A 21,524-nucleotide genomic window follows, 5' to 3' on the forward strand; every position below is an offset into this window, starting at 1 on the left:
CAGCGCGGCGTGCCGGTCACGGCAACATCACGGTGGTGCGCAACTGCCGCACCGGCGCGGCGATGCGCGCCACCAACACCGAACAGGGCCGCACCACCCCATAGGCCGGGCTTTCCCAGCCCTGCTCCAGCGCCAGGAGAAAGGGCGCGTCGGCTTCCAGCCGCAACCGCGCGGCCCCGCTGGCCCCATCCGGCTCCAGCCGCCAGGCGCCGGGGCCGAGGCGCCAGCGCAGCTCCAGCCTGTGGAAGCGGCCCGAAACCTCGTCCTCCACCGTCCAGACGCGGCCTTCGGCGCGGATGGCGCGGCGGTGGCCGTTGCCATGCATGTCGCGCAGCGCCGCGCCCCCCGCCACCGCCCACAGGCGGGGCCAGCGGGCGAGCAGGAAGCGGGACAGGCGCGGCATCGGCTCCCGCCCGTCAAAGGTGATCGTGTTGTGCGCGGCGGCGGCGGGGAAGTAATCCAGCCACCAGCGCTCCGCCGCGGCCGGGTTGTAGGCGCCGGTGCCGCCATCGGCGAGGATCGGCCGGCTCCCGTCCCACAATTCGAAATGCAGCAGGTCGGCCTGGCCGGGGCGGAAGCGCAGCGGGCCGGCGCGCAGCAGGGCGCGGGCGCCGGCGCTTTCCCAGCCCATGCTGCCGCTGGCCCGCCAGGCGGCCGGGCGGGGCATGGCCGGTGCGGCGGGCAGGCCGAGCCAGAGGCAGCCCGGCTCCGCCCCGAAGCCGGCCGATTCGCCGGCGAACAGACGCAGCGCCCGCTCGGCGCTGCCCCGCGCATCCGCTTCCCCGCAGCAGGACAGGTCGGCCAGGGCGGAGCCATCCTGGTGGCCGAGTCGCGGCAGCCCGCCATCATCCGCCACCAGCCGCGCCAGCCAGCGCGCCGCCGCCATGGCGCGGGTGGCGAAGGGCGACGGCAGGGGGGGCTGGCGCAGGGCTTGGCGCAACAGCTCGACCACCGACAGGGTGTCCAGCAGCAGCCGGTGATAGCCGGTGGAAAGCTGCGCGAAGCCGCCATCCGGCGCCACCAGCCGCGCCAGCGCCGCGGACAGGTCCCGCGCCGCGCCGCGCGCCATGCGGCGCTCACCCAGTAGCCAGCCGCAGGCCAGCAGGCCGGCAGGCTCGCTGATCGCATGGTTGTTGTCCTGCGCGCGGGCATAGGCGCGGGTGGCGGCGATGCGACGCGCATGGCGCCGCAGCAGGTGCCGGATTGCGTCCGGCGGATGCCCGGCATTGCCCGCCAGCACCAGAGCCAGGGCCAGATGCAGCACGCGCAGCGCCGCTTCCTGCCCGCAGGCCCAGTTGGGGCCGCGAAAGGCGGGATTGGCCAGGCTCCATTCCCGCAGCCGCGCGGCCAGGGCTTCGCGGTGGCCCTCCTCCGGCCACAGCCGCGCGGCCTGCACCAGCAGCGGCACCCAGCCGAGGCGGTTGGCCTCCCATACCGGACGCACATCGCCGGGATGAAACAGGTCCATGCCAATGGCGGGCGCCGTGGCATCGAAGGAGCCGTGCCAACGGACGGGCGGCAGGGCGGCCAGCGCGGCGCGCAGCCGTGCCATGTCCCCCGGCGTCAGCAGCGGCGGAGGCGGCAGCGTCGTCGGAAGCAGGTCGCCGGCCGGCCATGAGCAGGGAGCCGCGCGGAGCCGCCGCTGCGGCAGGCCGGCGGCGTGGCTCAGCCGGTGCAGCGCATAGAACGCCAGCGGACGGGGGCCGATCCGCCGCGCGGCATCGACCATCAGTAGCATTCGCGCCCTGGGTGAATTGCGTTCTTGGATCACCATAAACGAAATGGTAAGATAACAATCACGTTTTTGCGAGCGGCATGACGCAGCTCGATCATCAAGGTGGCGTCGAAATCGTGTCCCGCCCCGCCGCATCGGCCAGGCTGTTCCAGAACGGGGCGCCGGCCGCATCCCGGGCCTTCCGGCCGCCGCGCCTCGCCCGCCTGCTGATGGCGGGGATGCTGCTGGCGGGCCAGGTCGCGCCGGGCCATGCCCAGCCCGCTCCGGGCGGCGCGGTGCCGAGCCCATGGTTGTCGCCGCCTGCCCTGCCTTCCACCCTGCCGGTCCCCCTGCCGGGAGGCATGCCGCTGCCGAGCCTGCCGCCCGCCCTGCAGCAGGACATCATGCAGCGGATCATGGAGGCCGCGGGCCCCCGCGACGCGCCCATGCCGGCCGCTCCGCCCTTGCCGGCCCAGGCCCTGCCCAGCGGGGCGGCGCCGCCTCCGCAGCGCCCGGCGGTTCCGCCCTTCCCGCAGCCCCTGGCTGATCCGCTTTCCCCCGTGGAAGCCTTTTTCGCCACCAGGCTGGACGCCACCGGGCTGCCGCCGGGACCGCCGCTGCGGCAATTCGGCTACGACACCTTCCGCGACCTGCTGGCTGCGCCGGCCGCCCCGCCGGCATCGGGCGGCCTGCCTGACGACTACATCCTGGGCCGCGACGACGAGATCCTGGTGTCGATCCGCGGCCGCACGCGGCAGAACCAGACCTTGCGCATCACCCGGGACGGCACGGTGCTGCTGCCCGACCTCGCTCCCTTTCCTGCCGCCGGCCGCGCCCTGCGCGAGCTGCGTGTGGAGATCGAGGAGCGGGTCGCGCGCGAGCTGGGCGGTTCGGAAGCCTTTGTGTCCGTGGGGCAGCTGCGGCAGATCGGCGTGTTCGTCGCGGGGGAGGTGGTGCGGCCCGGCCTGCAATCCCTGCCCGCCCTGGCCTCGGTGCTGGACGTGCTGGCCCAGGCGGGCGGGGTGAAGCGCAGCGGCTCCCTGCGCGCCATCCGCGTGGAAGGGCCGCGCGGCAGCCGGGTGATCGACCTTTACAGCGTCATCGGCTCCGAGCCGGGCCAGCCCGACCTGCGGCTGCGCGAAGGCGAGCGGGTGGTGGTGCCGCCGCTCGGCCCCACCATCGCCATGGCCGGCGAGGTGACGCGGCCGGGCATCTATGAGCTGCCCGCCGGCACCGCGTCGCAGCCTCTGGCGGCGTTGCTGCGGCTGGCGGGGGAAGCGCTGCGCCCCGCCGGCAACCGCTTCCTGCTGCACGGCACCGACAATGGCGGCCGCCGCAGCCTGTCGGAGATCGGCCTCCAGGCCCGGCTGCGGCGGGGCGACGCGGTGGTGGCGCAGGCGGCGCTGAACGTGGCGGCCGGGCAGGTGCGGGTGGTCGGCCATGTGGCGCAGCCCATGCTGCGCCCCGCCCATGGCGGCGGATTGCGGGCGCTGCTGGCCGATTCGCGGCTGGTGCGGCCCGACCCCTATGTACGGCTGGGCGCGGTCTGGCGGGTCGACCCCGCCACCCGGGTGCGGCGCTTCGGCGCCTTCGACCTGGGCCGGCTCCTGCAAGGCCAGGCCGAGCTGCCGCTGCGCGAGGATGACGAGGTCATCCTGTTGTCGCAAACCGACGTGCTGTGGCTGGCCAGCCCGCCGGTGCAGCGGGCGCTGCGCGGCGAGCTGGCCCCGGCCGGTCCCGGGGCCATGGCGGCCGCCGCCGAATGCCCGGCGCTGCAATCCCTGGCCATCGCCGCGCGCTCCTCCCCCGTGCGCTTCGCCCATGTGCGTGGCGCCGGCTTCCCCGATCTCGGCGCGCCGCCCTGCCCGCAGGTGTTCCTGGACTACCCGGCGCTGCTGCCCTTTCTGCTGGATCAGGCGGTGCTGGTGTCGGGCGAGGCGCGGCTGCCCGGGCTGTATCCGATCCTGGACAACACCGGCCTGGACCAGGTGCTGGCGGCGGCGGGCGGGCACACCGACACGGCGGACCTGTCGGCGGTGGAGCTTTCGCGCGAGCCGCTGGAGCAGGCCGGGGCGATCGCCCTGCAACGCACCCTGCTGGACCTGCGCTCGGGCAATTTCGCCGCCGTGCGGCTGTCCCCGCGCGACGGCATCCGCATCCCGCGCGGCTTCGGCGACCGCGACAGCGGCCCGGTGACGCTGATGGGCGAGTTCCTGCGCCCGGGCATCTACGACATCCGCCGGGGCGAGCGCCTGTCGGAGCTGATCGCCCGGGCCGGCGGGCTGTCGCCGCAGGCCTATCCTTATGGTGCCGTGTTTTCCCGCGAAAGCGTCCGGCAGAAGCAGCAGGATGGCTTCAACCGCACCGCGCGGGAACTGGAGCAGAGCCTGATCCAGGTCGCCGCCGGGCAGGCGGTGGCGGGCAGCAAGGCCGGCGGGCTCGATCTCGGCGGCGCCATCACGGCGGGGCGGGAAATGGCCGGCGCGCTGCGCGAGGCGCGCGCCGCCGGCCGCATGGTGGTGGAGGCCAACCCTGTCATCCTCGCCGCCCGGCCGGAACTCGACGTGCTGCTGGAGCCGGGCGACCTGATCGCCATCCCGAAGCGCCCCAACGAGGTCACGGTGGTGGGCGCCGTGCTGAACCCCGGCAGCCTTCAGTTCACCACGGGCTGGAAGGCGAATGAATATGTCCGCGCCTCGGGCGGGGCGCAGCGCTTCGCCGACGGGGCGCGGGCCTTTGTGGTGCTGCCGAACGGGCAAAGCGTGCCGGCCGGGCTCGGCGCCTGGCAGGCTGGCGGGCCGCCCATCCCGCCGGGCAGCCTGGTGGTGGTGCCGCAGGACCCCAGCCCCTACGAGACCTGGGGCTTCATCCGCGACCTGACGCAAACGCTGGGGCAGCTTTCCCTCAGCGCCGCGGCGCTGTCGGTGATCACCCGCTCATCCTCGCGCTGAGCCAGGGGGAAATGATGCGGGTTCGGCCGCAGGGGGCGCCCCTCCCCTTTTCCACGGCGCCGCTTCGGTGCATGCCCCCGGGGATGAGCACCACCCTGACCATCGGGCGCGCCACGGCGCCCGAACAGCGCGCCGCCTGCATGGAGATCCGCATGGACGTCTTTGTGCGGGAACAGAACGTGCCGGCCGACATCGAGATCGACGAGCATGACGACATCGCCCTGCACCTGCTGGCGCTGCGCGACGGGCGGCCGGTCGCCACCGCCCGCGTGCTGCTGAAGGATGCGGGTGCCACGGCCAAGATCGGCCGCGTCGCGGTGCGGCGGGAAGCGCGCGGCACCGGCACGGGCGCCGCGCTGATGCGGGCGATCGAGGCTGAGCCCTCGCTGGCCGGGGTGCGTGAGTTCGTGCTCGAGTCGCAAACCCACGCCATCCCGTTCTACGAGAAGCTCGGCTATGCGGCGGAAGGCGGGGAATACCTCGATGCCGGCATCCCGCACCGCTTCATGCGCAAGCTCCGCTGAGGCGGGCGGCTCAGCTTCCGGCGCGGAACACGATCGGCTTGTTGCCGTCCCACAGCACGGAGCGGCACACCGTGGCCAGCCGGTCCAGCCCTTCGCGGATGGTCAGGAAATGGTTGCCGGCGAGCTGCCCCGCCTTGCTGGCGAAGCAGCAGGGGCCATAGGCCACCAGGATCTCCGTTTCGGACACGCCGGTGATCTGCCCCGGATGCACGATGATCTGCCCCGGCGCCGGATAGGAGGTGGCGTTCTCATAGCCGATGGACAGGTCCCGGTCGCCCATCGGGATCCAGCAGGCCTCGCCGCTCCAGCGCACATGGATGATGCGGTCCTGGTAGGGCAGGAGCTGGCGGAAGCGGGCGCAGGTCTGCGGCGCGTCCTTGTCCTCGAAGAAGGCGTGGAAGGTTTCTCCGCCGATGTCGATGGCGATGTCGGCCATGCCGGGCTCCCGAAGCGAATGGAGCGTCCTGCTTGCCAGAAAGCGCCAGGCGGGGCGAGGCCCCCCTTCCCCGGCGCCTTGAGGGGTGTTGCCGCCGGGGGCGGGCGGGAGCAGGCTGGCCTTCCCGATGCAGGCAGGAAAGGCCGAGAATGGCGCTGAAGATCTATGGCGTGCTGCGTTCCCGCGCGACGCGCACCGTGTGGCTGGCCCGGGAACTGGGCATTCCCTTCGAGCATGTGCCGGTGATCCAGTCCTACCGCCTGCCGGACCCGCGGGCGGCGGATGCGCCGTTCAACACCGCTTCCCCCGATTTCCTGAAGCTGAACCCGAACGGGCGCGTGCCGGTGGTGGTCGATGACGGGTTGGTGCTGTTCGAGTCGCTGGCGATCAACCTGCACCTGGCCCGCAAGCATGGCGGCGAGCTTGCCCCGCGCGACGCGGCCGAGGATGCGCTGATGACGCAATGGGGCTTCTGGGCGGCGACCGAGGTGGAGCCGTTCAGCCTGCAGATCCAGACCCACCGCCCGGCCGGCCCGAAGCATGACATGGCCCGCGCCGAGGCGGCTGCGGCCACGCTGGCGCGCCCCCTCGCCGCGCTGGAAGCGGCGCTGCGGGCGGGCGGTGGCTGGCTGGTGGGCGGCCGCTTCACCGTGGCCGACCTGAACACCGCCGAGATCCTGCGCTACGCCCAGGCCGATGCCGGCCTGTTCGCGAAATACCCGGCGGTCGGCGCCTGGATCGCCGCCTGCCAGTCCCGCCCCGCCTTCAAGGCGATGATGGCCGAGCGGGAAAAGGAGCCGGCCTGAGCCGGGGATGCGAAGGGGGGAGGGGCGCGCGCCCCTCCCCGTTATTCCGCGGCCTGCGTCGCGGCTTGGCCCAGGCGGTAGGGATGCGCCGGGTAGGTGCCCAGGATGCTCAGCTCCCGCGAGAAGAAGGCCAGCTCCTCCAGCGCGCGCTTGAGCGGCGGGTGCTCCGGATGGCCATCCACGTCGCACAGGAACTGCGTCGCGGTGAAATGGCCGTCCAGCATGTAGCTTTCCAGCTTGGTCATGTTGACGCCGTTGGTGGCGAAGCCGCCCAGCGCCTTGTACAGCGCCGCGGGGATGTTGCGGACACGGAACACGAAGGTGGTGACCGAGTCCGGCGCCCCGACCGGAGGCATCCGCGGCTGCCGCGCCATGACATAGAAGCGGGTGGTGTTGTGCGCCGCGTCCTCGACATTGCGCAGCAGGATCTCAAGCCCGTAGATCTCGCCGGCCAGGGAGGAGGCGATGGCGGCGTCCTCCAGGCTGTGCGCTTCCGCCAGCTGCTTGGCCGCGCCGGCGGTGTCGGCCTCGATCACCGGCTGGAGCTTGCGCTCGCGCAGCAGGTTCAGCACCTGGCCCAGCGCCACGGGATGGCTGTGGGCGCGCTTCAGCCCTTCCAGCGTGGCGCCCTTGTGCGCCAGCAGGCAGTGCTCGACGCGCTGGTAATGCTCGCCGACCACGAACAGGCCCGAATCGGGCAGCATGCGGTGGATGTCCGGCACCCGGCCGGCCAGCGAGTTCTCGCAGGGCAGCATGGCCAGATCGGCCCGCGACTCGCGCACCGCCTCCATCGCCGCCTCGAAGGAGGCACAGGGCAAGGTGCTCCAGCCGGGATAGGCGCTGCGGCACGCCAGATCGGAATAAGCGCCAGGCACGCCCTGGAAAGCGATCACACCTTTGCCGCCATCGATCATTGCGCGGGTCATCCATGCTGGGTTCGGGCCGAGCGTGCGGCGCAGCGTATTGATGCGCCAGCCGCCACCCCTTATGGTCCCTGCGCTTCTAGTGGAGGCCAAGGTCGCGTGCAAATGCGCCCTCCGGTCGGTTTGGATCGTGGACGACTACGTTCAGGGATGAGGTCTGCAGCATGAGCTTGGAGGTCAACAAGGCGTTCGCGGCCGTTCTGACGGCGGGCGTCGTGTTCATGGTGGCGGGCTTCGTCGGTGAAACGGTGATTCATCCGAAGCGCCTGGAAACAGCCGCGATCACCATTGAGGGCGTGGGGGAAACCACGGGCGCCGCACCGGCCGCCGAGCCGGAGCTGGAGGCGGTTTCGCCGCTGCTGGCCGCCGCCAGCGTGGATACGGGACGCCAGGTGGCGGGGCGCCTTTGCTCCTCCTGCCACACCTTTGAACAGGGCGGCGCCAACAAGGTCGGCCCCAACCTGTACAACGTGGTCGGCAACCACCATGGCCATCTGGACAATTTCAACTATTCCCCGGCCATGAAGGCGCTGGCCGACAAGCCGTGGGACTACGAGTCGCTGAACGCCTTCCTGGCCGCTCCGGCCAAGGCCATCCGCGGCACCCGCATGGCCTTCGCGGGCATCCGCGACGTCAAGCAGCGCGCCGACGTGGTCGCCTATCTGCGCTCGCTGTCGGACAGCCCGCAGCCGCTCCCGTGATGCAGGACCTCATCGCCGCCGCCGAGGCGGCGGCCGATGCGGCGGGGGCGGTGATCCGCCCCCTTTTTCGTTCCAGCCTGCTGGTCGAGGCCAAGGGCGATGCCAGCCCGGTGACCGAGGCCGACCGCGCGGCCGAGCGCACCATCCGCGCCCTGCTGGCCGAACGCTTCCCCGATCACGGCGTGATCGGTGAGGAATACGGGGAGGAGCGCGCCGGGGCCGAGTTCGTCTGGGTGGTCGATCCGATCGATGGCACCCGCGCCTTTGTCACCGGACGCCCGGTGTTCGGCACGCTGATCGGGCTGATGCGCCATGGCCGCCCGGTGCTGGGCCTGATCGACCAGCCGGCGACGGGGGAGCGCTGGATCGGCGCCGCCGGGGAAGGCCTGCGCTTCCGCAGCCCGATGGGCGGCACGCCGCACACCCGCCGCTGCGCCGCCCTGGCCGAGGCCGAGCTGTCCTGCACCAGCCACGAGATGTTCACGCCGGCGGAAGCGCCGCGCTTCGCCCGGCTGAAGCAGAGCTGCCGGCGCGTCACCTGGGGCGGCGATTGCTATGCCTATGGCCTGCTGGCGCTGGGCCTGGTGGACATCGTGGTGGAATCCGACCTGAAGCCCTGGGACTGGGTGGCGCTGGCGCCGGTGGTGGAAGCCGCCGGCGGCGCCATGACCGACTGGCAGGGCCAGCCGCTGCGGCTGGACGGGCCGGGCCAGGTCATCGCGGTGGGCGATCCCGCCCTGCTGCCGGAAGCGGTGGCGCTGCTGGGCTGAGCGCTACGCCGCCCATTGCCGTTCAGCCGAACAAGTCGTCGCTGCGGCCCTCCGCCAGGCCGTGGCGGATCCAGTGCAGGGTCGCCTGGTGCTGGTCGGCGCCGAGGACCGCGCGCAGATCGGCATAATTGGCCAAGTATTGCTGCGCGTCGAAATCATGCGTCGCGCGGCCCTCGGCCGCTCCGTAGCGGATGTAGTGCACCGCCCCGGCTTCCGCATCGGTGCCAAGCACCAGCGCGAGGTCGCGGTGGGAGGCGATGTAGCCCAGCCCGTCGAAGCTGACCTTGCGCCCTTCCTGCCATCCATTCGCGATGTAGTGCCGCGTCCCGGCCTGCTGGTTGGTGCCGAAGGCGTGGATCAGGTCGTGGTGGGACGCGATGTAGTCCAGGCTGTTGAAATGGGTCGGGCGGCCTTCCATCCGGCCGAACTGGATGTAGTGCCCGGCCCCCGCCTCCGCATCGGTGCCGAAGGCGCGGATCAGGTCGCTGGAGGCGGCGATGTAGTCCAGCCCGTCAAAGCCGACATGGCGGCCTTCCGACCGGCCGGCCTGGATGAAATGGCGCGCTCCCGCATCGGCATCGGCTCCCAGCACCGCCATCAGGTCGGCATGGCTGGCCACATAGCTGAGGGGCAGGAAGCTGACCGCCCGCCCTTCGTCCCAGCCATGGTAAAGGTAATGATCGAAAGCGGCCCCGGCATCGAGCCCGAAGGCCATGCCCAGATCGAGATGGGAGGCGATGTAGGATAGCGGCCGGAAATTGACGGGCCCGACCGCCTGGACGTCCCAGCCCCCGGAAAAGCCGAGGACCTCCACCGAGAGCAGCTTGTCGATCCCGTCCTGCAGCCTTTGCGCGGGGCGGGCGGCGACAACGCCCGTGACGCCGGGCGCGACGATCACGGCGTAATCGGCCGCCGCCCCGTCATACACCGCGACATCCCGGCCCGCTCCGCCATCCAGCAGGTCGTTTCCGGCATCGCCGCGAAGCATGTCATCGCCGGCGCCGCCCAGCATGACGTCATCCCCGCCATACCCACGGAGGCGGTCACCGAAGGGGGAGCCGGTGATGTGGTCCGGCCCGGCCAGCATGGTGCGCATCGCTTCGTCCGTGGCGTTGCGCACCGTCCAGGAATTCAGCTGCTGGACGGAAATGGAAAGGTTGCTGACCTCCACGATCAGCGCGCCATCCTGGCTTTCGCGGTAGGCGTTCACCGTTCCGCTGACCGGCAGCCCCTGCCAGTCATAGGCGATGTCGCGGCCGAGGAATTCCGTGAAGCCGCCGGGATTGCCGGCCACCCGGTAATCGCCCGCGAAGCGGTCGGGGCTGCGGATCGTGGGCAGCAGCCAGGCCCAGCCGCCGATATCGCTGGCGGCGAAATCCATCGAAAACCTGGTGCCCGAACGAACAACAGCCACGCCCAGCCCTCACTCTAAAAACTCATGGGTTGAGTTCATACAACAAAAATCAACATCAAGGGCAGCATATCCATGCCTCACCGCGCTGGCGCATTGCAAAACGCAAGCGTCGCCACGGGATGGTTGTCGCGGCCGGGCGGAACCCTCATCCTAGGGCCATGCGCCGCCGACATCTGCTGACCTCTGGCCTTGCCCTCGCCTCGGGCTCCATGCTGACCCGCGCCCAGGCGCAGGTCGCGACCCAGCCTGCCGCCGAGGCGGCACCAGCCGCCGCGGAAGCGCCGCGCCGCACCCATGCGCTGTCCCTGCTGGGCGAGCCCGCCTTGCCGGCCGATTTCAAGCACTGGCCCTGGGTCAATCCCGAGGCCCCCAAGGGCGGCAGCATGACGCTGACGGCGCTGGGCAGCTTCGACAGCTTCAACCCTTATATCCTGCGCGGCACGCCCGCCGTCGGCACCACCCTCCTCTATGACACCCTGATGGTGCCGAGCGGCGACGAGGCATCCACCGAATACGGCCACATCGCCATCCAGGCGGAGCTGCCGCGCGACAACCGGGGCGTGACCTTCATCCTGAACGAGAAGGCCCGATGGCATGACGGCAAGCCGATCACCGCCGCCGATGTGGCCTGGACCTTCAACACCCTGCGCCAAAGCGGGCGCCCCTTCTACCGCGCCTATTGGGGCGACGTGGCCGAGGTGGTGGCGGAAGGCGACCACCGCGTCACCTTCCGCTTCAGCGGCAACGGCAACCGCGAGCTGGCGCAGATCCTGGGGCAGATGCCGGTGCTGCCGCAGCACTGGTGGGCGAACAAGGATTTCGCCCAGCCGGGCCTCACCGTTCCGCTCGGCTCCGGCCCCTACCGGATCGAGAGCTTTGAGCCGGGGCGCAGCATCACCTACCGCCGCGTGGCCGATTACTGGGGCCGCGACCTGCCGACCCGCAGGGGCACGCACAATGTCGATGTGATGCGCTACGAATATTACCGCGACACCACCGTGGCGCTGGAAGCGTTCAAGGCCGGGCAGATCGACCTGCGCACCGAGAACGTGGCCAAGGACTGGGCCACCGCCTACGACTTCCCCGCCGTGCGATCCGGCAAGGTGAAGCGGGAGGAGATCCGCCACGAATTGCCGACCGGCATGCAGGGCTTCGCCATGAACCTGCGCCGGCCGATCTTCCAGGATGTGCGAGTGCGCGAGGCGCTGGGGCTGGTGTTCGACTTCGAGTGGATGAACGCCAATCTGTTCTACGGCTCCTACACGCGCACCACCTCCTATTTCTCCAATTCCGAGCTGGCGGCGACGGGCCTGCCCTCCGAGGGGGAGCTGATGGTGCTGTCGGCCTTCCGCGGCCGGCTGCCGGAGTCGCTGTTCACCACGGAGTTCCGCGTGCCCAGCTCGGATGGCGGCAATGCCAACCGTGAAAATGCCCGCCGTGCCCTGGCCCTGCTGAAGGAAGCCGGCTGGACGGTGAAGGAGCGCCGCCTCGTCAACGAGAAGAACGAGCCCTTCACCTTCGAGATCCTGATGAACGGCCCCACCTTCGAGCGGGTCGCCCTGCCCTATATCCAGGCGCTGCAGCGGCTCGGCATCGAGGCGCGGCCGCGCACCGTCGATCCGGCGCAGTACCAGGTGCGGATGGATGCCTTCGACTACGACATGACCACCGAGGTGTTCCCGCAAAGCCTGTCCCCCGGCAATGAGCAGCGCGATTTCTGGACCTCCGCCAAGGCGAAGGAGCCGGGCAGCCGCAACACCATCGGCATCAGCGACCCGATCATCGACGCGCTGGTGGAGCTGGTGGTGTCCGCCCCCGACCGGCAGGCGCTGATCGACCGCACCCGCGCGCTCGACCGCGTGCTGCTCTGGGGCCACTACGTCATCCCGCACTGGCACAGCCGCTCCTTCCGGCTCGCCTGGTGGGACAAGTTCGGCAAGCCGGAGCGCAATCCGCGCTACGCGCTCGACATCCAGAGCTGGTGGGTGGATGCGGCGCGCGACCGCGCCCTGCCCGCCGACCGCAGCACCGCCAACTAGATGCGGCCGCCCACCGGCCCGGGGATCGTGTAGCGCATGGGCGCCTATCTGCTCCGGCGCCTGGCGCTGCTGGTGCCGACCTTGTTCGGCATCATCCTGATCAACTTCGTCGTGGTGCAGTTCGCCCCCGGCGGGCCGGTGGAGCAGATGCTGGCCGAGTTGCGCGGCCAGGGCGGCACCGTGATCGGCCGCGTTTCGGGCGAGGGGCAGGGCGAGTTCACCGCCAGCCCGCAGGGCGGTGACGGGCCCGCCGGCAATTACCGCGGCGCGCGCGGCATGGACCCCGCCGTGGTGGCCGAGATCGAGCGGGCCTTCGGCTTCGACAAGCCGGCGCATGAACGCTTCTGGACCATGCTGAAGGGCTATCTCACCTTCGATTTTGGCGAAAGCCTGTTCCAGGGCCGCAAGGTGATCGATCTCCTGCTGGAGAAGCTGCCGGTCTCCGTCAGCCTCGGCCTCTGGTCCACGCTGATCATCTATCTCGTCTCCATTCCGCTCGGCATCCACAAGGCGGTGCGGGACGGCACGCGCTTCGATGCCTGGACCTCGGGCGTGGTGCTGGTGGGCTATGCCGTGCCGGGCTTCCTGTTCGCCATCCTGCTGGTGGTGCTGTTCGCCGGCGGCTCCTTCCTGCAGGTCTTCCCGCTGCGCGGGCTCGGCTCCTCCGGCAGCGCCGACTGGCCCTTCTGGCAGAGCGCGCTGGATTATGCCTGGCACATGGTGCTGCCGACCACGGCACTGGTGATCGGCGGCTTCGCCGGCCTCACCATGCTGACCAAGAACTCCTTCCTGGAGGAGATCGGCAAGCAATACGTGCTGACCGCCCGCGCCAAGGGGGCGGACGAGAACCGCGTGCTGTACGGCCATGTGTTCCGCAACGCCATGCTGCTGATCATCGCCGGCTTCCCGGCGGCCTTTATCGGCATCCTGTTCACCGGGGCGCTGCTGGTGGAGATCGTGTTCTCGCTGGACGGGCTCGGCCTGCTCGGCTTCGAGGCGGCGATCCGGCGCGACTACCCGATCATGTTCGGCACGCTCTACATCTTCACCCTGCTGGGCCTTGTCATGCAGATCGTCGGCGACGTCACCTACACGCTGATCGACCCCCGCATCGATTTCGAGGCCAGGCGATGAGCCGGGCGGCCTGGATGCGCCCGATCACGCAGCGCCGGCTGGCCAATTTCCGCGCCAACCGGCGCGGCTGGTGGTCGATGTGGGTCTTCCTGCTGTTGTTCCTGTGCTGCCTGTTCGCGGAACTGATCGCCAATGACCGCCCGCTGCTGGCCCGGGTCGAGGATCGCTGGTTCTTCCCCGTCGCGGTGGAATACGCCGAAAGCGACATCATCGAGGACGGCTTCCCCACCGCCGCCATGTGGCACGATCCCGCCCTGCGGGAGGAGATCGCGGCCAAGGGTGGCTGGGTGCTGTGGCCGCCCCTGCCCTACCGCTACGACACCATCATCCGCGACCTCGGCCAGCCGGCACCGTCCCCGCCCTCCTGGAAGAACCCGCTCGGCACGGACGACCAGGCGCGGGACGTGCTGGCGCGGGTGATCTATGGCTTCCGCGTTTCGGTGCTGTTCGGCTTCGCGCTGACCATCGCCTCCTCCGTCATCGGCGTCGCGGCCGGGGCGGTGCAGGGCTATTACGGCGGCTGGGTGGATCTCGGCTTCCAGCGCTTCATCGAGATCTGGTCCGGCATGCCGCAGCTTTTCCTGCTGATCATCCTGGCCAGCGTCATCGAGCCGGGCTTCTGGACCCTGCTGCTGTTCCTGCTGCTGTTTTCCTGGATGTCGCTGACCGGCGTGGTCCGCGCCGAGTTCCTGCGCGGCCGCAACCTCGATTACGTCCGCGCTGCCAAGGCGCTGGGCGTGTCCGACACGCGCGTCATGTGGCGCCACATCCTGCCCAACGCCATGGTGGCGACGCTGACCTTTCTGCCCTTCCTGCTGTCCGGCTCGGTCACCATCCTGGCCAGCCTGGACTTCCTGGGCTTCGGCCTGCCGCCCGGCTCCCCCTCGCTGGGGGAACTGGTCAGCCAGGGCAAGAACAACCTCCAGGCGCCCTGGCTTGGCATTACCGCCTTCGTGGTGCTGGGCGGCGTGCTGACGCTGCTGATCTTCGTGGGCGAGGCGGTGCGGGATGCATTCGATCCGCGCAAGCTGCCGGGGGGCGCGCGATGACGATTGGCCGGGACCAGGAAAGGCGCCGCCTTGCCCGGACTCGCTCCGCCGGGGTGGTTGAACCACCCCAGGCCCCGACATTCCTGCGCATCACCCCGCCAATGCAGTGCCAGCCTTGACGGAGACCATGATCATAAACCTTCTCCCGCCCCGCCGCCGCGCCAACCGTTCAGTACCGGCGCCATCAGATGTCGGGGTCCGGGGTGGTTCAACCACCCCGGCGGGGTCCAGGGGCGGAGCCCCCGGCGCATGACCGGCATCCTGCGCGTCGAGGACCTGTCCGTGTCCTTTCGCGGCCAGACGGTGGTGCGGGACGTGTCCTTCGCGGTGAAGCCGGGGGAAACGGTGGCGCTGGTCGGCGAATCCGGCAGCGGCAAGAGCGTCACGGCGCTGTCCTGCCTCCGGCTGCTGCCGGCCGCCGGCGCCAACCCGAAGGGCCGCATCCTGCTGGACGGCACCGATGTGCTGCGCGCCGGCCCGGCCGAGCTGCGGCGGCTGCGCGGCGGCGTCGCCGGCATGGTGTTCCAGGAGCCGATGACCAGCCTGAACCCGCTGCACAGCATCGGGCGCCAGGTGGGCGAGGCCATCCGCCTGCACCGGCCGCTGCGCGGCGCGGCGCTGCGGGCGCGGATCATCGAGCTGCTGGAGCGCGCCGGCCTGCCCAGCCCGGCCGAGCGCCTGGATGCCTTTCCGCACCAGCTTTCCGGCGGGCAGCGCCAGCGCGTGATGATCGCGGCGGCGCTGGCCAATGACCCGAAGCTGTTGATCGCGGATGAGCCCACCACGGCGCTGGACGTGACGATCCAGGCGCAGATCCTCGACCTGCTGGGCGAGCTGAAGCGGCGGCTCAACATGGCCATGCTGCTGATCACCCATGACCTGTCCATCGTGCGCGCCCATGCCGACAGCGTGGTGGTGATGCGCCATGGCGAGGTGGTGGAGCAGGGCCCGGCGGGCACGGTGCTGGCGGCGCCGCGCCACGACTACACGAGGATGCTGCTGGCCACCGAGCCGCGCGGCCGCCCCGCCCCGGTGGCGCCGGACGCGCCGCGCATCCTGGAGGCCTCGGCGGTCAAGGTGCATTTCCCCATCCGCCGCGGCCTGCTGCGCCGCCAGGTGGGCGCGGTGCGGGCGGTGGATGGCGTGTCGCTCGAGCTGCGCGAAGGCGAGACGCTCGGGCTGGTGGGCGAAAGCGGCAGCGGCAAGACCACGCTGGGTCTGGCACTGTTGCAGCTCGAACGCTCGGAAGGCGAGATCCGGTTCGAGGGCCAGCCGATCCAGGGCCTGACGCGCCGGGCGCTGCGGCCACTGCGCGCGCGCATGCAGGTCGTGTTCCAGGACCCGTTCGGCTCGCTGTCGCCGCGCATGAGCGTGGCGGAAATCGTCGGCGAGGGGCTGGCGGTGCATGCGCCCGAGCTGTCCCGCGCGGCGCGGGAAAAGCGGGTCACCGCCGCGCTGGAGGAAGTCGGGCTCGATCCCGCCACGGCGCAGCGCTACCCGCATGAATTTTCCGGCGGGCAGCGGCAGCGCGTCGCCATCGCCCGCGCTCTAGTGCTGCAGCCGCGCCTGCTGGTGCTGGACGAGCCGACCAGCGCGCTCGACGTTTCGGTGCAGGCGCAGGTGGTGGATCTGCTGCGCGGCCTGCAGGCAAGGCACCGCCTCGCCTACCTGTTCATCAGCCACGACCTGCGGGTGGTGCGCGCCATGGCACACCGGATCATGGTGCTGAAGGGCGGAAGCGTGGTGGAAACGGGGGAAGCCGATGCGGTGATGCGCGCGCCCGCCGCCGACTATACAAGGGCGCTGATGCGCGCCGCCTTTCCCGATGGCGCGCCGGCATAGGGCACGATCCGTCACATTGCGGGCGGGGCATGCCCCATGCCTTTGTTCGACCGCATGATCCGTGCTTGGCGGTGATGTCACCCAGGCGGTCATGCCCCAAGGCAGGATACGACACCCAGGCATGAACGAGTTCGAGCTTCTGCGGCAGCAGATCGAGTCAAAGCGCCTTCAGCTCGGCGTGCACATCCGCAAGATGAACACGCCCGGCTCGCCGGTTTACCGTTATTCCGAGAACATCGTCTGGCCATTGGGGCTGGTGACGGTGGCCATCCTGGGAATGCTGCTGGCCAATGTTCATGTTGGCATGGCGCTGATGTCGGCCGGCATCGTCTGGTGGCTGTGGAAGGTGCATCCCCGGGTGAAGGACGCGGTGTTCGAGCGCAGCGCCGTGTTCGCCCTGTCGGATGAGCAGATCTTCGACGGGCTGTGGGCCAAGGGCGCGCTGACGCTGTATGTGGAGCGGCCCGACGGCCAGCGCCATGCCGCCACCCGCAAGCATGACTGGCGGGCCTTTGTGCGCGCCCGCGCGGCCGAGGACGGTCCCTGAGCGCCTGATCCCGGCGCGCCTGTCCGGGAAGGCTTCCATTCCCGGCAATGCCGCCACGCCGGCTGGCCTGGTTCCGGCTCAGCGCGCCGGCAGGGCAGCCGCCCAGGCAGCGATGCGGTCCGCCACCTTTTCCCAGCCAGGTTCCAGCATCAGCAGGTGGCCATGGCCGGGCAGGATCTCGGCCGCGACGCCATGCCAGAGGGCGCAGCGATGCACCGCGTCCTGGGTGATCAGCCGGTCCTCCGCGGCGCCCAGCACCAGCATGGGGCGGCCATGCAGCCAGCCCATCGGCACGGGCTGCGGCCATTGCGCCTCCAGCAGCGCGGCCCGCGATTCGCCGCCCATCCGCGCCAGGAAGCGGCGCGCCTCGGCGCCCGGCATGCCGGCGCCGAACAGGGAGGTGGCCAGCTCCAGCGGCGCGCTGCCCACCGGGGCGTCCATTCGCGCGGCCTCGGCCCACAAAGATGGGTCAGCCAGGGCCAGCTGGGCGCTGGACAGCCACAGCCCTTCCGGCGGCACGGGGGTGAGCAGCGCCGCGCCACGGATGTTCGGCTCCAGCAGCAGGTGCTGCGCCACCAGGGCACCCAGGGAATGGCCCACCAGCACCACCGGCCCCTCGATGCCCCGCAGCAGCGCCCGGGCCTCGGCCAGGTAGTCGGCCAGCCCGGCCTCCGATCCGCGGCGGCGGCGGGTGAAGTCCGGCGCCAGGCTGGCCAGCCCGGCCACGGCGCAGCGGGCGGCGAAGCCTTCGTCCCAGACCCAGGCGCCGCAGCCGGCGCCATGCAGGAACATCAGGGTGGGGTTGCCGGGAATGGCGGCGCCGGCCGCGAAGCGCAGGGGTGCTCCGGGCGGGGATGAGGGCGGCAGGATGTCAGGCATCAGCGGGGCAGCCGGGGCAGAAGGCGCATGGGACGCGACATTACGGTCATGCCCCTGCCCATGCCAGGGATATGTTGCAGCGCAACATATCATTTCGCCCATGAAGCCGGCAGTCCGGGCCGGACATTCCCTTTGCCGTCCCCCGACCCCACATCAAGGCCTCAGCAACCGGAGGCGCCCCATGTCCGACGCCGGAAAAGCCGCGATCCCTTCCCCAGCCGGGGATCTTCCTCCCGAAGCCGCGCCGCTTTGCGTGGCGGAGCTGGCCCTGGCCGCCCGGGACATCGACAAGCTGGCAGCCTTCTACACGGCGCTGCTGGGTGCGGAGCCGGTGGCGGACGACGCCGTGCCGGGCGCGCTCCGCTTCGACCTGAAGGCCGCGGCGCTGCGCCTGCTGCCCAGCCCCGGCGCCGCGCCCGGGCGCGGAAACGAGCCCGGCCTGTTCCACACCGCCTTCCTGCTGCCGGACCGTGCCGCGCTGGCGGGCTGGCTGCATCACGCCCTTGGCCTCGGGCTGCGGCTGCAGGGCGCGTCTGACCATGGGGTCAGCGACGCGCTCTACCTGTCCGACCCGGAAGGCAATGGCATCGAGGTGTATGCCGACCGCCCGCGCGACGCCTGGCCCCGCGACGCGGCCGGCGGGCTGGCCATGATGACCGAGCGGCTGGACCTCCAGGCCCTGCTGTCGGAGGCCCCGGGCGCCGCGCTGGACCCGGCGCAAACCCGCATCGGCCATGTGCATCTGCGCGCCGGCGACCTTGCCGCCACCGAAGCCTTCTACCGCGCGCTGGGGCTGGAGGTGACGCAGCGCGTGCCGAAGGCCAGCTGGCTGGGCAGCGGCGGATACCATCATCATCTGGCGTTGAATGCCTGGAACAGCGCCGGCATGCGGCCGGCCGGGCTGGGCGGCCTCGCCTGGCTGTCCCTGCGCGCCACGGAGGCGGCGGCGGAGCGCCAGGCCAGGGCGGCGCTGCTGGCCGCCGATCCGGCGGGCGGCGGGCGCGAGGCGCATGATCCCTCGGGCAACCTGCTGCGGCTGGAAACCGCGCGCTGACATGAAAAAGTAACGGAAAGCAACATCTTCGCCGGCGGGAACGCGCCCCGCCTTGTGCCGGGCGCGGAATACACGCCGATGTGCGTCGCATCATCACTCGGTGCTTCGCCTCCCGCCGGCCATCGGTGTAAGGGAAGCGCGCCATGGCACCGAATGATCTCCGCGCTGACCGTCCCCTGGTGGGGAGCCGCGCTCCCGCATCCTCCTCCCCGCAAGCCGCGCCGCCGGGGCGGCCGCCCAGGCCGCCACGCAAGGGCCGCGCCGGCTCAGGCGGCGGCGGGCGCGGCATCGGGCGCTGGATCGTGCGGCTGACCGGCCTCGGCATGGTGGTGGTGGTGGCCGGCGGCGTGATCGCCTCGCTGGGCGCCTATGGGCTGTACCGCGAGGCCGCGGGCGATCTGCCGGAGCATGAATGGCTGGCCGACTACCAGCCGCCGCAGATGAGCCGCATCTATGCCGCCGATTCGCGCCTGATGGCGGAACTGGCGACGGAGCGCCGGGTCTTCCTGCCGATCGCCGCCATTCCGCCGCGCCTGCAGGCCGCCTTCGTGTCCGCCGAGGACCAGAATTTCTGGAGCCATCCCGGCGTCGACTTCCTGGCGCTCGGCCGCGCCATGGTGATGAACGTGGAAGGCCTGCTGACCGGGCGCCGCGCCCTCGGCGCCTCCACCATCACCCAGCAGGTCGCCAAGAACATGCTGGTGGGCAATGACCGCACGGTGATGCGCAAGGTGCGGGAGGCAATCCTGGCCTTCCGCCTGGAATCCGCCATGCCCAAGGAGCGGATCCTGGAGATCTACCTGAACGAGATCTTCCTGGGGCAGCAGGCCTATGGCGTCGCCGCCGCGGCGATGAACTATTTCAACAAGGGCCTGGACGAGCTGACGCTGGGCGAGATGGCCTTCCTCGGCGCGCTGCCCAAGGCGCCCAACAACTACAACCCTTCCCGCTACCCCGAGGCGGCCAAGGCGCGGCGCGACTGGGTGCTGGACCGCATGGCGGAGGATGGCGTGGTGAGCCGCGCCGAGGCCGATGCCGCCAAGCAGGAGCCGATCGTGCCGCGCGGCCGCGTCCGCCCCGACCTGCTGGCCACCGGCCAGTATTTCACCGAGGAGGTGCGGCGCGAGCTGGTGGCCCGCTTCGGCCAGGACCAGACCACCATGGGCGGCCTCGTGGTGCGCACCAGCATGGACCCGGTGCTGCAGGGGGAAACCGAGAAGGCGCTGCGGGCCGGGCTGATGTCCTATGACCGCCGGCGCGGCGGCTGGCGCGGCCCGGTGGCGAGCATTTCCGCCGACAGCACCGAATGGATGCCGGCGCTGGAAAAGGTCAACCGCCCGGCCGGCGCCCTGCCCGAGTGGCAATTGGCGGTGGCGCTGTCCGTCCAGCCAGGCGAGGCGCGGGTAGCGTGGCTGGAGCGCCCCGATGGCCGGGCCCAGGCGCAGCCGCGCCAGGGGACGCTGGCGCTGTCCGACGTGTCCGGCTGGGCGAGGCCGGTGAACAGCCAGGGTCGCCTCGGCGCCCTGCCCCGCCGCATGCAGGACGTGCTGAAGCCGGGCGACGTGGTGCTGGTGGAGCCGCGGGGAAGCGGCGCCGGGAATGGCCCGGCCCGGGTTTCGCTGCGCCAGATCCCGCTGGTGGAGGGCGCGGTTGTCGCCCTCGATCCCGCCACCGGGCGCGTGATGTCGATGGCCGGCGGCTGGAACTTCGAGAAGTCGTGGTTCAACCGCGCGACCCAGGCGCTGCGCCAGCCCGGCTCCGCCTTCAAGCCCTTCGTGTATCTGCCGGCGCTGGAGATGGGCATCCCGCCCAACCAGCGCCTGCTGGACGGGCCGATCGAGATCATGACGCCGCAGGGGCTGTGGAAGCCCGGCAATTACAGCGGCCAGCCGCGCGGCTGGGTGACCATGCGCACCGCGCTGCAGCAATCGCTCAACCTCGTCACCATCCGGCTGGCGCAGGAGGTGGGGATCGACCGCGTGGCCGATGCCGCGGCGCGCTTCCACGTCATCCCCAACATGCCGCGCGTGCTGTCCATGGCGCTGGGCGCCGGCGAAACCACGGTGATGCGGATGGCGGCAGCCTATGCCTCCTTTGTCAATGGCGGCAAGGAAGTGACGCCCACGCTGATCGACACGGTGCAGGACCGCTTCGGCAAGATGGTCTGGCGCGCCGACAACCGCCGTTGCGACGGTTGCGGCAGCGGCCCGGAGGAGGAGCCGCCGCGCCTCGTCGATGAGCGCAGGCAGGTCACCGATCCGATCGCCGCCTATCAGATGGTGTCGCTGTTGCAGGGCGTGGTGCAGTACGGCTCCGGCCGGCGCGCCGGCGAGGGCCTGAACCGCCCGGTGGCCGGCAAGACCGGCACCACCAATGATTACCTGGACAACTGGTTCGTGGGCTTCACGCCGGATGTCGTGGTGGCGGTCTGGATGGGCTTCGACGAGCCACGCTCGCTCGGTTCCGGCGAGGTTGGCGGCACCAATGCCGCGCCGGTCTTCCACGACGTGGTGGAGGCGGCGCTGAAGGACAGCCCGCCGGTGCCGTTCCGCGCCCCGCCCGGCGTGGCGCTGGTGCGCACGCGGATCGACAGCGGCCAGACCATCCTGGAAGCCTTCCGCCCCGGCACCGAGAACGCCGCCCGCCCGCCAATCGGCGAAGACCAGATCTCCACCTCGACCCCGAGCGGCACGGACAACAGCCTGGGCGGCCTGTACTAAGGCGGGCCGTTCAGGTGCAGG

17 protein-coding genes are annotated in these 21,524 nt (G+C 71.1%); 12 read left to right on the forward strand and 5 right to left on the reverse strand.

All coding sequences use genetic code 11. The annotated features are described in order from the left end of the window. Window positions 1–16: 16 nt before the first annotated feature. Entirely contained in the window at window positions 17–1,729 is a 1,713-nt protein-coding gene (locus F0Q34_RS06995; protein WP_241665372.1) for a heparinase II/III family protein, read from the reverse strand. An 86-nt stretch (window positions 1,730–1,815) separates the two neighbouring features. On the opposite strand from F0Q34_RS06995, the gene F0Q34_RS07000 reads away from it, so the two are divergent. Beyond that, window positions 1,816–4,665, forward strand: coding sequence for an SLBB domain-containing protein (locus tag F0Q34_RS07000; RefSeq protein WP_241665373.1), 2,850 nt, complete (start codon window positions 1,816–1,818; stop codon window positions 4,663–4,665). A gap of 83 nt (window positions 4,666–4,748) precedes the next feature. After that, window positions 4,749–5,189 carry a GNAT family N-acetyltransferase gene (locus tag F0Q34_RS07005; RefSeq protein ID WP_149811456.1) on the forward strand — a complete coding sequence of 147 codons (441 nt, stop codon included), beginning with the start codon at window positions 4,749–4,751 and terminating at the stop codon, window positions 5,187–5,189. Between the two features lie 10 nt (window positions 5,190–5,199). On the opposite strand, the gene F0Q34_RS07010 is transcribed toward F0Q34_RS07005, so the two are convergent. Beyond that, on the reverse strand, window positions 5,200–5,625 hold the full coding sequence (locus F0Q34_RS07010) for a DUF3830 family protein (protein ID WP_149811457.1): 426 nt from the start codon (window positions 5,623–5,625) through the stop codon (window positions 5,200–5,202). 149 nt (window positions 5,626–5,774) lie between these two features. On the opposite strand from F0Q34_RS07010, the gene F0Q34_RS07015 reads away from it, so the two are divergent. Next, window positions 5,775–6,431 (forward strand): glutathione S-transferase family protein, encoded by a 657-nt coding sequence (locus tag F0Q34_RS07015; RefSeq protein ID WP_149811458.1) that lies wholly within the window; start codon window positions 5,775–5,777, stop codon window positions 6,429–6,431. A 41-nt stretch (window positions 6,432–6,472) separates the two neighbouring features. On the opposite strand, the gene F0Q34_RS07020 is transcribed toward F0Q34_RS07015, so the two are convergent. Then, window positions 6,473–7,345: a prephenate dehydratase gene (locus F0Q34_RS07020; RefSeq protein WP_149811459.1), complete on the reverse strand. Its 873-nt coding sequence runs from the start codon at window positions 7,343–7,345 to the stop codon at window positions 6,473–6,475. Between the two features lie 173 nt (window positions 7,346–7,518). Between F0Q34_RS07020 and F0Q34_RS07025 the strand changes: the two genes are divergently transcribed. Both F0Q34_RS07025 and hisN read left to right on the forward strand, forming a co-directional pair. Next, window positions 7,519–8,055: a c-type cytochrome gene (locus F0Q34_RS07025; RefSeq protein WP_149811460.1), complete on the forward strand. Its 537-nt coding sequence runs from the start codon at window positions 7,519–7,521 to the stop codon at window positions 8,053–8,055. Next, window positions 8,055–8,825, forward strand: a complete 771-nt coding sequence (hisN, locus tag F0Q34_RS07030; protein WP_174242014.1) for a histidinol-phosphatase — start codon at window positions 8,055–8,057, stop codon at window positions 8,823–8,825. The genes F0Q34_RS07025 and hisN overlap by 1 nt, the downstream gene beginning before the upstream one ends. A 22-nt stretch (window positions 8,826–8,847) precedes the next feature. On the opposite strand, the gene F0Q34_RS21740 is transcribed toward hisN, so the two are convergent. Then, window positions 8,848–10,206: a calcium-binding protein gene (locus F0Q34_RS21740; RefSeq protein ID WP_161600789.1), complete on the reverse strand. Its 1,359-nt coding sequence runs from the start codon at window positions 10,204–10,206 to the stop codon at window positions 8,848–8,850. Window positions 10,207–10,397: 191 nt separating this feature from the next. On the opposite strand from F0Q34_RS21740, the gene F0Q34_RS07040 reads away from it, so the two are divergent. The 5 genes from F0Q34_RS07040 (at window position 10,398) to F0Q34_RS07060 (ending at window position 16,850) form a co-directional block, all read left to right on the forward strand. Continuing rightward, on the forward strand, window positions 10,398–12,278 hold the full coding sequence (locus F0Q34_RS07040; RefSeq protein WP_149811462.1) for an extracellular solute-binding protein: 1,881 nt from the start codon (window positions 10,398–10,400) through the stop codon (window positions 12,276–12,278). A 36-nt stretch (window positions 12,279–12,314) separates the two neighbouring features. After that, the gene (locus F0Q34_RS07045; RefSeq protein WP_149811463.1) at window positions 12,315–13,412 is read left to right on the forward strand and encodes a microcin C ABC transporter permease YejB; all 1,098 of its coding nucleotides are present in this window, start codon (window positions 12,315–12,317) and stop codon (window positions 13,410–13,412) included. Window positions 13,413–13,426: 14 nt separating this feature from the next. Continuing rightward, a complete protein-coding gene (locus F0Q34_RS07050; RefSeq protein ID WP_149811464.1) occupies window positions 13,427–14,461 on the forward strand; it encodes an ABC transporter permease in 1,035 nt (344 codons plus the stop codon). Window positions 14,462–14,710: 249 nt separating this feature from the next. Continuing rightward, on the forward strand, window positions 14,711–16,303 hold the full coding sequence (locus F0Q34_RS07055) for an ABC transporter ATP-binding protein (RefSeq protein WP_149811465.1): 1,593 nt from the start codon (window positions 14,711–14,713) through the stop codon (window positions 16,301–16,303). A gap of 121 nt (window positions 16,304–16,424) precedes the next feature. Continuing rightward, window positions 16,425–16,850: a hypothetical protein gene (locus tag F0Q34_RS07060; protein ID WP_149811466.1), complete on the forward strand. Its 426-nt coding sequence runs from the start codon at window positions 16,425–16,427 to the stop codon at window positions 16,848–16,850. 78 nt (window positions 16,851–16,928) lie between these two features. On the opposite strand, the gene F0Q34_RS07065 is transcribed toward F0Q34_RS07060, so the two are convergent. Beyond that, a complete protein-coding gene (locus F0Q34_RS07065; RefSeq protein WP_161600790.1) occupies window positions 16,929–17,729 on the reverse strand; it encodes an alpha/beta hydrolase in 801 nt (266 codons plus the stop codon). A 181-nt stretch (window positions 17,730–17,910) separates the two neighbouring features. On the opposite strand from F0Q34_RS07065, the gene F0Q34_RS07070 reads away from it, so the two are divergent. Both F0Q34_RS07070 and F0Q34_RS07075 read left to right on the forward strand, forming a co-directional pair. Then, the gene (locus F0Q34_RS07070; protein WP_161600791.1) at window positions 17,911–18,783 is read left to right on the forward strand and encodes a VOC family protein; all 873 of its coding nucleotides are present in this window, start codon (window positions 17,911–17,913) and stop codon (window positions 18,781–18,783) included. A 143-nt stretch (window positions 18,784–18,926) separates the two neighbouring features. After that, a complete protein-coding gene (locus F0Q34_RS07075; protein ID WP_149811469.1) occupies window positions 18,927–21,503 on the forward strand; it encodes a penicillin-binding protein 1A in 2,577 nt (858 codons plus the stop codon). Window positions 21,504–21,524: the final 21 nt, after the last annotated feature.

Origin of the sequence: Teichococcus oryzae, assembly GCF_008386565.1 — a bacterium.
GTDB lineage: Bacteria > Pseudomonadota > Alphaproteobacteria > Acetobacterales > Acetobacteraceae > Pseudoroseomonas > Pseudoroseomonas oryzae.